A 15,144-nucleotide genomic window follows, 5' to 3' on the forward strand; every position below is an offset into this window, starting at 1 on the left:
CCCTAATGTACGTATTTTTTGATATTTCGTAACTTGCCAGCCATGAAAGTGAAACAAATGACCTACACAGAGAAATTGACTGCCATCCGCAGCATGATGGAGGAAGCACATATCGACGCGTATATCATTCCATCGTCCGATCCGCATATTAGCGAATACCTGCCCGACCGCTATAAATGCATCGCCTGGGCATCGGGGTTCACGGGTTCTGCCGGTACGTTGGCCATTACCCAATCGTTTGCCGGCCTTTGGACCGACTCGCGGTATTTTGTGCAGGCCCGCGAACAACTAGCGGGCAGCGGATATGAATTGGTAAAGCTGAATGTGCAGCATGCGGCAGAATATGCCGATTGGTTGGCCGCCAATTTGCCCACCGGGGCTACCGTGGCGTTCGACGGTTGGTTGATGCCGGCATCGTCGGCTGCCGCCGTTCAGAAGCCCCTGCTCGTCGCTGGGGTGGCCTTATTGGAAGATGTGGATCTGCTGGCGCCGTTGTGGCAAGATCGGCCTTCACTGCCGGAAAATCCTGCGTACCTCCTTGATGAGTCGATTACCGGTGAGTCTACCGCCTCCAAGCTCGCACGGTTGCGTGCGGACATGCGGAAGCGTCATGCCGATGCTCATTTCATCTCATCGTTAGATGATATCGCCTGGTTGCTGAACATGCGGGGCAGCGATGTGGTTTGCAATCCGGTTGCCCTCGCGTTTGTGCTGGTCACCCCCGATCATGCGACGTTGTTTATCGACCCAGCGAAGCTATCCCGGCAGGACCACGTATCGCTTCGTGCGTCGGGCGTGGAAACGGTGGATTATACACAAGTGGATGCCCGCCTGGCCAAATTGCGGGGCAAGACGTTTTTGCTCGACCCGCGGCGTACATGCAGCCGTATATACAATACGCTACTGCCCGAGGTGCAGGAAGATATTAACCCAGCTACGCATTTCAAAGCGGTGAAAAACGACGTGGAGGTTTCGCATGTCCGCGAAACTATGGTGAAAGACGGAGTGGCGCTCACCCGGTTTTTCAAATGGTTAGAAGAAACCATTGGTAAGGAGCCGATCACCGAAATATCGCTGGCCGAGCGGCTACGGCAGTTCCGCGCCGAGCAGGACGGCTTTGTGGGCGAAAGCTTCGATACCATTGCGGGGTACCGTGCCCATGGCGCATTGCCCCATTACAAGGCAACGGAAGCCAGTAATAGTGAATTAAAGCCCGAAGGGCTGCTGTTGGTCGATTCGGGCGGGCAATACCGTACCGGCACCACGGATATTACCAGGGTGGTGTCATTAGGCCATACGACGGCGGAAGAACGGACGGACTACACGCTGGTGCTCAAGGGAATGATTGAGGGCAGTATGACCGTCTTTCCCCGGGGGACCCGGGGTTACCAGATCGATGCCGTTACACGGAAGCCGCTGTGGGACGAACTGCGCAATTATGGCCACGGCACGGGGCATGGCGTCGGGTTCTTCCTCAACGTGCATGAAGGTCCGCATGTGCTCAACGGCGCGGCCGTAGATGTGGCCATTGAGGCGGGGATGATTACATCGGTGGAGCCTGGTTTGTATCGCGAAAACGCCTATGGTATCCGTATCGAGAACCTCGTATTGAGTGTTGACCATGCCGATAGCCCGTTTGGTTCCTTCCTGGCCTTCGAAACATTAACACTTTGTTACATCGATACGCAGTTGGTCGATCCATCGCTCCTCGACAATAAACATATCGTATGGTTGAACAATTACCATGCGAGGCTTTATGATTTATTGGCATCTCATTTGGAGGAGCAGGAGCAGCAATGGTTGCTAAAAAAGACGATGGCGATTTAGCTTTGCGGTAGGCCATAAAAAATGGAAGAGCTGGTTACCGGGCGGTAACCAGCTTCTTCCTACCTATTAAAACAAACCAAAATCTTTATTGGCCTTGTTGGCCGTAACTGCTTTTTTTCTGTATAAACAACGGAATCGCCGCGCTAACGGTTGATTACTGATACAAACATAAAACTAAAATTCAATTTCTCCTAGTTAAAAAGTGTTAAATTCCGATTTTTTTTAAAATGCGGCGGCACACCCTAGCAGTTTTTTTGCAAGGTGCCGGTTAATTTTCATGCCTATGATTATGCTAATTCTGTTTAGCATCCGGTCTGTATTCGTGCGATAACGGGATGAATCGTGCCGACAGATCCGGATCGGCCATGTCTTTATCAAGCGGGTACATGGGGCGTTTGATGCGTTTGTACGGCAATCCTTGTAAATTCTGGTCTACGCCGCCAACGGTGAGTGCCATCACCCAATCGCCGCGCATGTCATAGAGTTCGGGCACGAGGTATCCGATTTTCACCATCAGGATATCAGCCTCCCGTGGGTTGAGGTCGAGGTCTGTAAAATCCTTTTCGTGGTGGTAGGGCTTACGTTTTTTGGTTACGATGATGTAGTTGTTGTCGACCTTTACGACGACTTCTACTTCTGCATCCCGATCGCCGGATTTGATGGTATGTACAGTACCCGCTAATCTCAACGGTGGCGCAAACCGGTTGTCTACAAGGGCTCCCACCATGCCCTCCACGGGGTTTCCTACGCCTGCCGCTAAGGCTTTTTCTACCAGGTCGGGCCCCGGCAGCGAAGCATAGATAAAGGAGGGGCCATTTGGCGACTTAAACGCCTTATGCGCCAATACGTCCATTAATGTTTTGGTCACGTCTCCCGCACCGCCCGCCGTAGGGTTATCGCCCATGTCGCTGATGATAAAGGGTTTTTTGTCGCTATTTATGGCCATATCCAGCGCATTTCCCAAGGTCGTCGTAGGTGCTACAAAGTCAAAGCCGTGGCGCGACTGCCAGAATTTTTCCGCCAGCATTTCAGCGGTTGCCTTCACCTTGGTGCTGTCATCGCCAACGGCCATAACATATCCGTGGTTGCGCGGTTCGTCGGCCCACGGATACCCCATCCAAATGGCGGCGTCTACCACACCTTCCTGAGCGGCAGCAGGTTCAACGGCGGCATAGAGGCTTTTTCCCGGTTCGATACGTGTACTGGTTTGTTCGCCGGGCAGGAGAATCGGGATAGAGACCCATGCTTTATATGCAGGCTTTCCGGTACCGGCTATCAACCTATCCACAAGATTCTGTGCGGCCCGTTGCTTGGTTTCCATGGCGTCTTCATGGGGTGCTAATCGGTAACAGGTAATCAGGTCCGAGTAGGCGGCGAGCCGTTCGGTTACATGGCCATGCAGGTCCATGCTGGTCGAAATAATGGTTTCGGGCCCCACCACCTCGCGAATGCGCGTAATGAGGTCGCCTTCGGCATCGTCGAGGCCGACGACACTCATCGCCCCATGGATGTCGAAAAATAGGCCGTCATAGGGCACATGTTTCTTTAACGAGTCCAGCATTTCATTTACCAATGCTTCGTAAGCCTCGGGGGTTACGGCTCCGCCCGGGATGGCTTTTCCCGTAAGTGTCGGCACCCATTCGGCTGCATCTCGGAGCGCGGAACCGTCGCGGAAGAACGGATAATAGTTAAAGATTTCGTCTCCCCGCCGTGGATGGAATGCCGCCGTATCGGTGGTGGCTGGCGAGAATGTGCTCGACTCGATGGCGAGCCCGGCAATGGCAATTCTGGGCTTTTTGGATGCATTGCCGGCGTTTTGGCAACCTGCCACTACGGAGGTTGCGATGGTTGCGAAAATCAATTGGATAATGAGGCGTATTTTCATTGTTTTTGGTTTTATGGACGTTCAGCTGTTATTAAACGTATCACAATGCCGCTAGATGAAGAAAAGCCACCCGGAAGTGGCTTTTCTGATGGTGTGTTTGGGCAAGTAGCTAATTGACGTCCCAGAAGAGTTTGGTATTTACATTGTCTTGGTCACGTACTGCATTGTAGTTTTCACTGTTGTAAGTGCTTTCAGACGGCGGTAAATTGAATTTGACAGGGACAGTTTTCTGGATATCAGAATTCTGGACCCGGAAGTCAAACGTAGGGTAATCAAGTCGGCGGATTTCCGACCATGCCTGGACCGTTTGGATGATGCCGAAATGAATCCATTTCTGGGTTGCGATCAGCTGGGTTTTGTTGGCATTTCCGTCCCAATCCAAGTTTGCCAAATACGCGTTCTTTTGCGCTTGGGTGGGGTCTGGTGCCGCAGGCACCGTATTATCAGCACTTGCGGCACGGATGTCGCGATATAGATCTACGGATGCATTAACCGCATTAGTAAAAGCAGTCTTTGCAGCTGCGGAATTGCCATTCTTTTGGTAGTATTCCGCGAGCAATAAATTTGCTTCTGTTGCGGAAAACAGCACGCCCATAAAGTATTCGTTGCGGGAGATGGTGGAGCGGTTGAAAATGGATATTGTGCCGCCCCTTGCCAAGTTCGATTGTTCGGAGCTCGATAAGGATTGGTCTAGCCCAATAAAATCACCATCCGCTTCAGCGCCTGGCTCAAAAATGAAAGGTAAACGAGGGTCGCCATTCTCAATCATATGGTCAATCATTCGCTTGCTTGCCAAGTTGGCATACCAGCCCTCGGCCTCAAACGCGCCACGGATACCTTTCGTTTGGATGCTGTTATCGTCGATACTATAGATTTCCAGCTGGGCATTTTCCTCATTCGTGTTGATCATGGGGTAGTTTGAAGGATTATTGATGATTTCTGCTAGCTCTTGGGTTGCTCTTGAAGCAAATTCCGAATTTTCCGATACACGCATCAACATTCTGACCCGAAGTGAATTACAATATTTCTCCCATAATTCAACATCGCCACCATTAATTACATCTTGGGTGCTAAAGCGGTCGACCATCGCTGGGCTTAGGGAAATGGTTCGTAATTCCTCGCTAATGGTTTTGAGATCGTCAAGCATGGTAGTATAAATATCCTGCGCACGATCATAGGCGGGGTATGACGAATGATAGTCGCTATTATTAGTACTCAACAAACCCGCTTCGCTCCACGGAATATCGCCATGTAAATCAACGGTCTGTTGCGTTTGGTCGTAAAAGAGCACCTTTGCCGCCAAGTAGAATATGCGTTTTTCTTCCTGCTCTACAGCCACTGATTTGTTATAGATGTTCTCAAGCTCCTTAAATTGCGCAAGCCCTTCGTAGTAGCGTGTCCAACGGTCTTCTATCGCTGCGCCTCCAGGTACCAAGTGGTTCGCTTCATTGATCCAACCCGAAATATGCAGGTACCTGAAAATGGTTGGCCTTAGGGTAACGAATATATTCCCGTATTCAGGCACAATGAGTTGGCGATAACTGTAAATCATGCCCGAAAACTGCCGTTCAACGGTTGCTTCAGTTACTTTAGAGGGATCACGGTAATAGTCGTCAAACGCACTTTTTTGACAGGAAGTAGTGTAGATTATTGAGGCGACTGATAACCCCATGAATATTAGATATCTTTTCATTTTCTGTTAATTTAGAAGCTAGCACGTAGCATTAAACCATAAGTTTTGGTAGCAGGACTCGTTCCTGCATTTGAGACTTGGTTAACCCAGTTCGATCCGCCCGTCATTTGCTCGGGGTCCAAATCTTTGATGCTGCGGTAAATAAAGAAGAGGTTCCGGCCGAAGGCCGATAGCTGAAGATTTTTCGCTCCCAATTTGGCCGCGATGCTGGCGGGTAGCCTATACCCAATTGAAAGTTCCCGCATCTTAATGTAATTGTTCTTCTGTACATACAATTCATAACGCGAGCTGCTGTATTGTGGCCCCCCCCAATTGTATGTACTATTGTAGTACACCGCTTGGGAAATAATATTGTCGTTTGGTGTTCCATCCGCTAGTACCCCTTCCATTAACATGCCGTCATGATAGACGGGTTCGCCGCCCGGCCCGGTTTGGCCAGTGTGGGCTACGCCTTTTCCATCATTGATGTAGTAACTCAAGCCGCCATGTTCGGCATCCATGTAGTTTAAGCTTTCTTCGAGCAAGCCACGGCTAACCATCCAGTAAATCCCGGTAGGCATCACGTGCCCACCCCATCTGAAATCGAGCAGTGCGTCCAAGGTGAAGTTTTTGTAAGCAAAGGTATTGATGAATCCACCGGTTGCTTTGGGCATTGCATTACCCGCTTTAATCCAGCTGTCGGCATCTAACTGATATAACCCATTGTCTTGGACAATTTTATTGCCATTTGCATCGGTTGCGACGGGATGAACCATGATGTCTCCCATCGGTTGGCCCACCTTCGATACGAGTTGGGCAGCTTGGCCGTCGTAATCGCGGTGAAGTAACTCCTGGACCCCTCCGGGTAACTCTTCGACGATGTTTTGGTTCATACCAACATTCAATATCGCATCCCATTGGAAGTTGTCGTTTCGAATCGGTGATCCAGTGAAGGCAAATTCCCAGCCCTTATTCCGTAGCGTACCTACATTGGCCAATATTGAACGTGATCCCATGGAAATTGGCAACGTATAGTCAAGGATCTGGTTTTCGATACGGCCGTTGTAATACGTAATATCGAAGCCTAACCGGTTATTAAATAACCTGGTTTCCAAACCGAACTCGACTTCCTGCTTACGCTCAGGTTGGATATTTTCATTTCCGAAGCCAGATGTGGGCACGGTGTTGTAGATTACTGCGGCCCCACCCAGGGTTTGTACACCCATTGTTTGTTGCGTGTAGCTGAGGGCGCTTTTATAAATGTCTGGATAATTACCTACGATACCCCATGAGGCCCTGAGTTTTGCATAATCGAATGCATCGGGCATCTCAAAAGCATCACTTAATATCAAACTTGAGTTGACAGAAGGGTAATAGAGTACATTGTTGTCGGGGTGCATCGTTGAAATGCGCTCGCGGCGGATAGTGCCTTCGACAAACCAAAATTCTTTTAAGTTAAAATTCAATGCTCCAAATACCGCGTCCCGAAGCATGTTCCGTCGGTAGTTGTATCGTGAATTACCACCTATGGTATTGACAGACGCATTGATGTCGTACCAATTCCTTACACTTAATCCGGTCGCCGTTTCTCGCTGAACATATGTGTCGATACTTCTGGTAGCTGTGTATCCCAACATGGCGCCGATAGCAATGTCTTGGTTGATCTGTTTCTTGTAATTAGCCAAAAGGTCCGTATAATAGATGTTGGCATTTTGTGTTCCTAGGCCGAAGTAGCCGCTATTGCCGAATTGTAGCGGGATTGTATTGGGTTCTTTGTCTTCCGTCTTTTGGGAGGTAATGTCGGCGGAGAAACGAGCACGGATAGAAAGGTCGCTGAATACCTGCCATGTGTTGGTGACCGATCCGATCAACCGGTTTGAATATTCGTCGTATTGCCGGGCTTTAGTGTTCCATATAAAGTCGCCTACGTCGGCTTTGAAGCCGTTATAGCGGATATTCTCCTCTGGAGTAAGGCTTTGGTTTGTCCCCGTCACGTATTTATAACCCAAGCTGGTCTGATACTTATTGAGATACCACTCGGGATTATCAAATGTGGATATCATCCCGGTGAAGTTGTTGATTAGCCTGTCGGTCATGAATGGCCTGTTATGGGTGTGTTGGTTGACGTAATTCACCACGATATCGGTGGTTAGGTTGTCCCACAACCTCAGTGATGAATTAAGATTGGCGATGTTCCTTTTATTGTAGGAGTCCAATGACGTCATCTCGTTGTCTTGGCGGGTCAAGGAAAAGCGGGTGTTTGAATTAGCCGTGGAATTTCCGACAGCGAGATTGAAGATCGTGTTGTTAGGGTTATTGAAGAATTTATCATATGCCTTTTGAGCAACGTAAGGCCTGACTTTGCCGTCCCACGAGATGACATCCTCTCCATCAAACTTGGGTCCGAAATTAATCGTTGCGCCCAATAGCCCCCGTGTTACGCCGTTAATTGCTTGATCACTCCCATAGTAATAAAACATGTCTTCTGCTTGATCATCGTCTTGATAAGCGATGTTGTAACCCGGGCCTCTTACATCTTGGAACCTCGGAAGATAAGCAATTCGGTCATTGGTATAGGTGGCATTAAAGTCGATGGAGAACCCTTCTGCCCCTTTACCGGATTTGGTCGTTACTAGTACCACGCCGTTCATGGCTTCAGATCCGTATAGTGCTGCTGCAGATGCTCCTTTTAATACGCTGATGGATTCGATATCTTCGGGGTTGAGATCTTCTAATCCATTCCCGCGTGCACGTTGGTCGCCCCAATAATCCGAATTGTTGAACGAGTTTTGTCTCATGGGAACACCGTCAATGATCACCAGTGGCTGCGAATTGCCGGTGATGGAGTTCGTTCCCCGGATATTGATGTTGATTCCGGAAGTGGCCCCACCTGGTGCGGCCGAAATTCGCACTCCGGGCGCTTTACCATACAGTGCACCTGCAAAATTCGGACTACCGGTCTTGGTAAGTTCTTCAGCTTTCACCGTGCTCATCGCATATCCCAATTCCTTGGGGGCACGCTGAATACCCAGTGCGGTAACCACGACTTCATCCAATTGGCCGGCATCTTCTTCTAGTGTTACGTTAATAATAGCAGAACCGCCAACGGTGACGGTCTGCCGTGTATACCCAATGATGGAGAATACCATCGTTTCGCCCTGCGATGCTTGGAGAGAATAACGCCCATCCGCGTCGGTTTGGGTTCCGCGTGTACTGCCCTGAATGGCGACAGTTACCCCGGGCACCGGGCCGCTTGCATCCGTCACCACCCCGGTGACCGTTTGCTGTGCATGAGCGGTGATCATCGTGCATAAGGTAATCACGATTGCCATGCATAACTTTTTGTACAAAATTCTCATGTTGTGTGTTGTTTATTTGTTTGGTTAAAAAAAGATTACAGAATTCCGTTAAATTTCAATTCATCGTATTTAATAAATCAGGATATTAATTTGGTTACAATTTGTGGTTTTCCATGTAAATTGGATTTCATCAATTGATGCGGCGTACTATTTTCTATGATCAAACTGACGGCTCCAAGTAACTCCGCCTCATACCCCAGATCGGAAACCACCACGGTGGTATGCTCTACGAGTTTGGGAATGCAGAACTCATTAATGGCACGCTGTACCGGCGGAAGAAGCAATTTGCCTATGGCCGCGCCCCGACCGCTCAACACGATACGCTCGGGGTTCATGATATGGATAAGCGTGGCGATGCCTTTGCCCATCATGAACGCCGCATCGGAAATTGCGGTGATCGCCAGTTGGTCGCCCTTGCGGGCTGCGTCAATCAAATGGTCGCCCTCGGATTTGGTAGGCGCAGCGAAAAGCCGTTCCAAACTCGATGTATTGCCTTCGGCTATCGCCTGCTTCGCGTTTTCCACGGCAACGAGCAACGAAGCATCTACCTCCATGCACCCGCGTTTGCCACAGGAGCAAAGTTTGTTGCTGTGTGAGAGCGGGATGTGGCTGAATTCGCCTGCATAGCCGTTATGCCCTCTGAATAGGCTCCCGTTGACAATCATCCCCAGCCCGATTCCCCAGCCCATGTTAACCACCATTACATCTCGCAAACCTTTGGCCGATCCGAAATGCAATTCGGCGATGGCGATAGCGCTGGAGTCGTTTTCGATATATACCGGCAAGCCCAACCGGTGAGTGAGGCGATCACGTAGGCCTGTATGCTCATCGTCGGTAAAAAAGGAAGCGTTTACCCCTTTTTCCACATCGATAAACCCAGGCATGGCGATGCCCGCTCCGATGATGCTTTCACGTTTGATATTTGCGGAGGTGATGTACCGGTCAATCGCTACACATAATTGCTGGAAAGCCTCTGGGTTATCTTGCAGCGGTAGAGAAAAAGCCGTTTCGGGGTGTACTGCTTCTTTCGCTAAATTATAAACGACAATCCGTGTGATGAACTGGTCCATCGCAACGGCCATGAAATAGGCCTTTATTTTTTTGTTAAGCCGGTATGTCACCGCCCGCCGGCCCCCGGTGGAGGGCGCTAAGCCATGTTCTACCGCGTAGCCGTCGTTCAGCAATCCGCCCATCACACTGGTAATGTTGGGTACGCTTTTATTCGTATGCATACTCAACTCCGCGACGGAGAGTGCCCCATTGTAGTAAAGTAGCTTGAATATGGCTTTCTTTAAATGGTCTTGACGAATCTTCACTTGCTATAACTGGTTATAATGTAATAACTAATGCAAACTTAATAAAATGGATAACTAGTTTTGCAAAACTTATTAAAAAAAAGCATTAAGATGACGTATATTATTGTTAATCAATGATTTTAATTTTAATGTTCTGTAATTTACAGACGAGATGGATCGAATTTGTACATAGGTGGCTCTGTTTATCAATCGATTTACCTACTTTTACTCCCCTTGAGATAACTCATAACCAATCAAAAACTTATTCAGTTCGAGATCGAATTGCCCATGCAGCAGGATAGTATACAGCGGTTTTCAGATCGTGCCGAGAACTACGACAAATTCCGGCCTGGCTATCCGCAGGCACTCATTGAGTTTCTTCGTGAGACCATTCCCATCACACCCGATTTGGGTATTGCCGATATTGCCGCAGGTACGGGTATCTTCACGGAGCTGATCACCACGTGGGGCAGTCGGCTCTACGTGGTAGAGCCTAATTCCTATATGCGCAGTTTGGCACACCGCCGGTTGGGTGGGTGCGAGCGGTGTATATTCCTGGATGGTACTGCCGAAGCGACGGGGTTGCCCGACAATTCGGTCGACTTGTTTGTTTCGGCTCAGGCCTTTCATTGGTTCGATCTGGCCAAAACACGGGCTGAATTCGAGCGTGCAGGCCGTAACGCACCGTATGTGGCCGTTGTATGGAACCTGCGGAATACGCGCAGCGCTTTCGAGGCCGGTTACGAGTCATTTGTGCGCACCTATGCCACGGACTACCTGCAGGTAAGCCAACGCAAAATGAATACGGCCGATGTGCGCTCCTTTTTCGCTCCGCTACGGCCACAGTACCGTGTTTTCCGGCATGTCGATTCGCTCACTTATCCGCAGTTGCTCGGCCGTACACTCTCTTATTCGTTTTTGCCGGATGAGGCGTCGCCTGTACTACCTGAAATGACGGCCGCGTTGGAGGCGTTGTTTCAGGCTCACCAACGAAAGGGAAAGGTGCCGTTGTCGTACAAAACGCGGCTGTTTGTGGGAATGATTTGATTGGTCGATTTCATTAATCGAAAACAGATAACCAAAATAAAATGAACAAACGTTATTATTCACTTGATGTGTTCCGCGGGGCTACGGTGGCCCTGATGATCTTGGTGAACAACCCCGGTAGCTGGTCGCACCTTTTTTCGCCGTTGGGCCATGCTGAATGGCACGGGGTTACGCCAACTGACCTGGTATTTCCGTTTTTCCTGTTTGCCGTAGGTAACGCGATGGCTTTTGTAATGCCCAGGCTGCGGGAAGCGGGCGATGGCGCTTTTTGGAAAAAAGTATTGAAGCGGACGGCGTTGATATTCGGCATCGGGCTGTTGCTCAACTGGTGGCCTTTCGTGCGTTGGGAGGGGGAGGCGCTGGCGCTCAAACATTGGGTGAACCCCGATGACCCCGAGCGGGGCATCCGTATCTTCGGCGTGCTGCAGCGTATTGCGCTGGCCTACTGTTTTGCGTCCATCATCGTGTACTACCTGAAGGAAAAATGGGTCATCATCGTTTCTGCGGTGTTGTTATTGGGATATTGGCTGTTGTGCGTGGTGTTTGGTGGTGCCGACCCGTATAGCTTGGCAGGCTGGTTCGGTACGGCGGTGGATAAGGATGTGTTGGGTGTTGCCCACCTGTATCGGGGTGAGGGTGTGCCGTTTGATCCCGAAGGATTGATGAGTACGCTGCCAGCCATCGTGCAGGTGGTGGTGGGTTACCTCACCGGGCGGTATATCCGAGCACAAGGCCAGGTGAGCTGGCTGTGGCCGCGGTTGCAGGCATCGGCCGAACCGCTTTATAAGATGCTGGCGGGTCTATTGGTCATGGCGGCACTACTGGCCTTATTGGGGCTGTTTTGGGGATTGGAGTTCCCGATCAATAAGAAGATATGGACCAGCTCGTACGTGCTATATACCAGCGGACTTGCGCTATTCACCATCGGGGTGATGATCTGGTTTATCGAGGTGCTGGGTATGCGGAACTGGCTGACCCGGTTCTTCGATGTCTTCGGCAAGAATCCCTTGTTCATTTTTGTATTAAGTGGGGTGTTGCCACGGTTGCTGGGATTGATCCGCATCCCGATGGGGGTTGACGACTCGGGCGGAACGCGTTATACGACACCGCTCCGGTGGTTCTATACCAAGGTCTGTGCGCAGCTGCCCGGGCCGCCCGAGGTGGGGTCGTTTTGCTATGCGCTGGCATTTTTGGCCATGTGTTGGGGTATTTGTTACGTGTTGGATAGGAAGAGGATTTATATTAAGGTGTGACGATGCGTCGTGTCTGCTTCGTATACGGGCGCGCACGGAGCACGGGTAAATTACTCCGGTAGGTTGGCCGAGTTTATCATAAGACGTTTATACTATCGTTTGCTGATATACTCGATCGTGCTGACCCGTATTCCACGTTCCGATACGAGCACTGGGGCCTCGACACCGGAAGGCCGAAGATATGCATCCCTGACATATACTTCTCTGATGGTTTCGGGATAACCGTGCTTCCCTACATCTATGGTGAAATCACGCGTCCCATAAGTGGGGTCAAACCCTTGAGGTTCATGATATGATGTTGTCTTTTGCCGTATCACGGGCGTTGCGCTATAGGCAAAATAGATACCGCTCCCCGAGCCATAAAATGGGGAATGTGCAAGGCCAAAATATAGGGGTGCATGACTGCCGGCACCGTACCGATATTCTTCCATCGCCGACGGTTTGCCGGGCGTTCCATACATTTCCACCAATGGATACACGGTTGTCGATCGGATATTTCCTTCTTCATCGTAGTCAACCAATGCCCGCAACACCGGTGTCATCATCGGCAGCTCATTTCCAGTACGAACCCGTTGGTGCGTTATGCGTTCGACGAGCCTGCCCTGCGTGTTGTATGCATATTGGTCGTATCTGCTCAGCTGGAAAAACCGTTTCTCAGCTATGGGATCCCATTCTAAACTGTAAGACGATACCTCCGTGGGCAGATCGTGGTCGCCGTAGGCCAGCTCGTCATACCACCCCAAAACATCTTGGACACCGTAATAATCACGCCTGATCGGCTTTCCCTCCTGATCATAAATGAAATCAGTGTGTCCGCGCTCCATCGTCTCCGTGCGGTCTGTAAACTGATGGATGGTCTTATTACTCATCGTGATTAGCCTATTCGAATCATCATAAGCAAAAACCAGTTCCTCTTTGCTAGTAAACGGATCCGTCACCTCCCGTTCTTGTAAAACGGTTACTATCCTTTTCACCAAGAGATTATCCTGAGGTTCAGGAGTTAGCAATTCTTTACTCTTTTTGCAGGCCGTCGCTACCAGGATCGAGACGAGCAACGTCCCTATAATTTCTATACGCATGTTCAGTTATAAAGGCTCGTTCCAAAAATACAAAAACAAACCGAAAGTTTTGTATATTGCAACGTCACAAAATAAGCTTATGTTTCATGCCATTCGCCGCCCTTTCTCTTTCCTGCTTCTGCTGCTATTAGCCGTTTCCGGTTGTAAAAAAGAAGATTTACCGCAACTGGAAATAAACCGCTCGGAGTTGGGACTTTATTACGATGACCGGTTTCAGCTTACCGTCAAACAGGGCGGCCAGACCGTGCCTGCCGAATCGATCCAGTGGACATCGACAGACGAGATGACCGGTACGGTAGATTTCGACGGGATGCTTAGAGCGGGGATCATCGGGAGCACGGTAATCACCGGCGTCTATCAGGGGCAAACCGTATCGTGCAGCGTGACCGTCATGCCGCGGTATGATTTTCTCCATGAACCATTGGTGATCATGGGGTCCACTATGCAGCAGGTGCAGGAGTACGAGACAAGGAAAACGGATGGCTATTCTCCTTCAGACTGGCTTGAATACTACGATTACGCAGCAGATATCCTTTATCTTGGTTATCGATTTGAGGAAGACAAACTTAAAGGTGTTTTCCTACAGTATAGAGAAACACCCGAGCTACGTGAAAAGTTAATTAACTTTTACAAAGAACGGTACGTTTGCGAGCAGGCTGGATTTCACACGGTTATTTTTGCCGATCGGGACAAAACTATCCATATCGAGGTGGAGGTAAATGCCAGCAATTCACCTTCTTTCCCGGTGTCATACTTGCCCTATTACCCGTCTTTCGTGTATTGACGTGAACGGCAAAAATGCCCATCACCATCATCTGTTTATTCATACTGCGCTCCCAAATAGGTTTGAAAATTTTGTGAATCGGAATCAATATTCATAAATTTGTTTCTATGGAATTAAATGTAAAGTTAGGTTTCAATGAACTGCTGTCTGCAATTAGAAGTTTGCCGGACAGTCAATTGGCTTTACTGAAAAAGGAACTGGATAAACCAGTAACCTCAGCGGTTCGGTCCAATAAGGCACTTAAAGAATTGTTGCTAAGTGGACCAGTTTTTGAAAAGGAACAACTTGCATCTATTGCAGAAGCCCGAAAATCCATCAATCAATGGCGGAATCCTAATCCTTTTGGATACATCTATTCTCATTGATTATTTCCGGAAGAAAGACAAAACCAGAACCCGTCTATATGAATTGACCGATTATTACGAAGGGTTTGTTATTTCAGTTATCACTGAATTTGAGATTTACGTCGGTGCAAAAGATGACCAATTGCCGTTTTGGGCATATCTTTTAAAAGAGATTCCCGTGATTCCCCTTGACTCGTCAATTGCCGAAATTGCGGTAGGCCTTAACAATCAATTAAAAGTATCCAAAAACCAAATTGCCATTGCAGACTTATTCATAGCTTCTACAGCTGTGTCTTTGGGAGTGCCTTGTGCTTCGCTTAACCGCAAGCATTTCAGTCGATTAAAGGACCTAACTATTATTTAATTAACAAGTCGAATATTCCGGGCGAAAAGGTTAATATCTTTCAAATAGGGTTTGTAACATCCTGTAGAAATTACATCTATTGGCAAAGCGAGTTGTATATATCTTTCAAAATGGGGTACTCAAACCGAGCTTCTTCTGATGTCTAGTGTTTGATGTCTCAAAACCATATATCTTTCAAATTGTAGGTTGCGACACCCTAATGCAATGCAGAAAGACAGCTACCAAGGTTGCATAT

At 49.0% G+C, this 15,144-nt stretch carries 11 protein-coding genes; 6 read left to right on the plus strand and 5 right to left on the minus strand.

Annotated features, from left to right (window positions below; translation table 11 throughout):
* Nucleotides 1–42 precede the first annotated feature (42 nt).
* The gene (locus U9S71_RS02440; protein ID WP_326324968.1) at nucleotides 43–1,827 is read left to right on the plus strand and encodes an aminopeptidase P family protein; all 1,785 of its coding nucleotides are present in this window, start codon (nucleotides 43–45) and stop codon (nucleotides 1,825–1,827) included.
* Nucleotides 1,828–2,119: 292 nt separating this feature from the next.
* Here the strand turns inward: U9S71_RS02440 and U9S71_RS02445 are convergent, their stop codons facing one another.
* From U9S71_RS02445 to U9S71_RS02460, 4 genes are all read right to left on the minus strand, one after another.
* Nucleotides 2,120–3,712 carry a M81 family metallopeptidase gene (locus U9S71_RS02445; protein WP_326324970.1) on the minus strand — a complete coding sequence of 531 codons (1,593 nt, stop codon included), beginning with the start codon at nucleotides 3,710–3,712 and terminating at the stop codon, nucleotides 2,120–2,122.
* Nucleotides 3,713–3,821: 109 nt separating this feature from the next.
* Nucleotides 3,822–5,405, minus strand: a complete 1,584-nt coding sequence (locus U9S71_RS02450; protein WP_326324972.1) for a SusD/RagB family nutrient-binding outer membrane lipoprotein — start codon at nucleotides 5,403–5,405, stop codon at nucleotides 3,822–3,824.
* 11 nt (nucleotides 5,406–5,416) lie between these two features.
* The gene (locus U9S71_RS02455; protein ID WP_326324974.1) at nucleotides 5,417–8,716 is read right to left on the minus strand and encodes a SusC/RagA family TonB-linked outer membrane protein; all 3,300 of its coding nucleotides are present in this window, start codon (nucleotides 8,714–8,716) and stop codon (nucleotides 5,417–5,419) included.
* Between the two features lie 104 nt (nucleotides 8,717–8,820).
* Entirely contained in the window at nucleotides 8,821–10,059 is a 1,239-nt protein-coding gene (locus U9S71_RS02460) for an ROK family protein (RefSeq protein ID WP_326324975.1), read from the minus strand.
* A gap of 267 nt (nucleotides 10,060–10,326) precedes the next feature.
* On the opposite strand from U9S71_RS02460, the gene U9S71_RS02465 reads away from it, so the two are divergent.
* Together U9S71_RS02465 and U9S71_RS02470 are read left to right on the plus strand one after the other, a co-directional pair.
* Entirely contained in the window at nucleotides 10,327–11,085 is a 759-nt protein-coding gene (locus U9S71_RS02465) for a class I SAM-dependent methyltransferase (protein WP_326324976.1), read from the plus strand.
* Between the two features lie 41 nt (nucleotides 11,086–11,126).
* A complete protein-coding gene (locus U9S71_RS02470) occupies nucleotides 11,127–12,338 on the plus strand; it encodes an acyltransferase family protein (RefSeq protein ID WP_326324977.1) in 1,212 nt (403 codons plus the stop codon).
* Between the two features lie 92 nt (nucleotides 12,339–12,430).
* Here the strand turns inward: U9S71_RS02470 and U9S71_RS02475 are convergent, their stop codons facing one another.
* Nucleotides 12,431–13,417: a hypothetical protein gene (locus tag U9S71_RS02475; RefSeq protein ID WP_326324978.1), complete on the minus strand. Its 987-nt coding sequence runs from the start codon at nucleotides 13,415–13,417 to the stop codon at nucleotides 12,431–12,433.
* Between the two features lie 79 nt (nucleotides 13,418–13,496).
* On the opposite strand from U9S71_RS02475, the gene U9S71_RS02480 reads away from it, so the two are divergent.
* From U9S71_RS02480 to U9S71_RS02490, 3 genes are all read left to right on the plus strand, one after another.
* Complete coding sequence (locus tag U9S71_RS02480; protein ID WP_326324980.1) at nucleotides 13,497–14,201, plus strand: Ig-like domain-containing protein; 705 nt, start codon at nucleotides 13,497–13,499, stop codon at nucleotides 14,199–14,201.
* 107 nt (nucleotides 14,202–14,308) lie between these two features.
* Nucleotides 14,309–14,566, plus strand: a complete 258-nt coding sequence (locus U9S71_RS02485; protein ID WP_326324981.1) for a hypothetical protein — start codon at nucleotides 14,309–14,311, stop codon at nucleotides 14,564–14,566.
* A complete protein-coding gene (locus U9S71_RS02490) occupies nucleotides 14,544–14,909 on the plus strand; it encodes a PIN domain-containing protein (protein WP_326324983.1) in 366 nt (121 codons plus the stop codon). Before U9S71_RS02485 ends, U9S71_RS02490 begins: the two co-directional genes overlap by 23 nt.
* Nucleotides 14,910–15,144 lie beyond the last annotated feature (235 nt).

Source organism: Parapedobacter flavus (assembly GCF_035818675.1).
Lineage (GTDB): Bacteria > Bacteroidota > Bacteroidia > Sphingobacteriales > Sphingobacteriaceae > Parapedobacter > Parapedobacter flavus.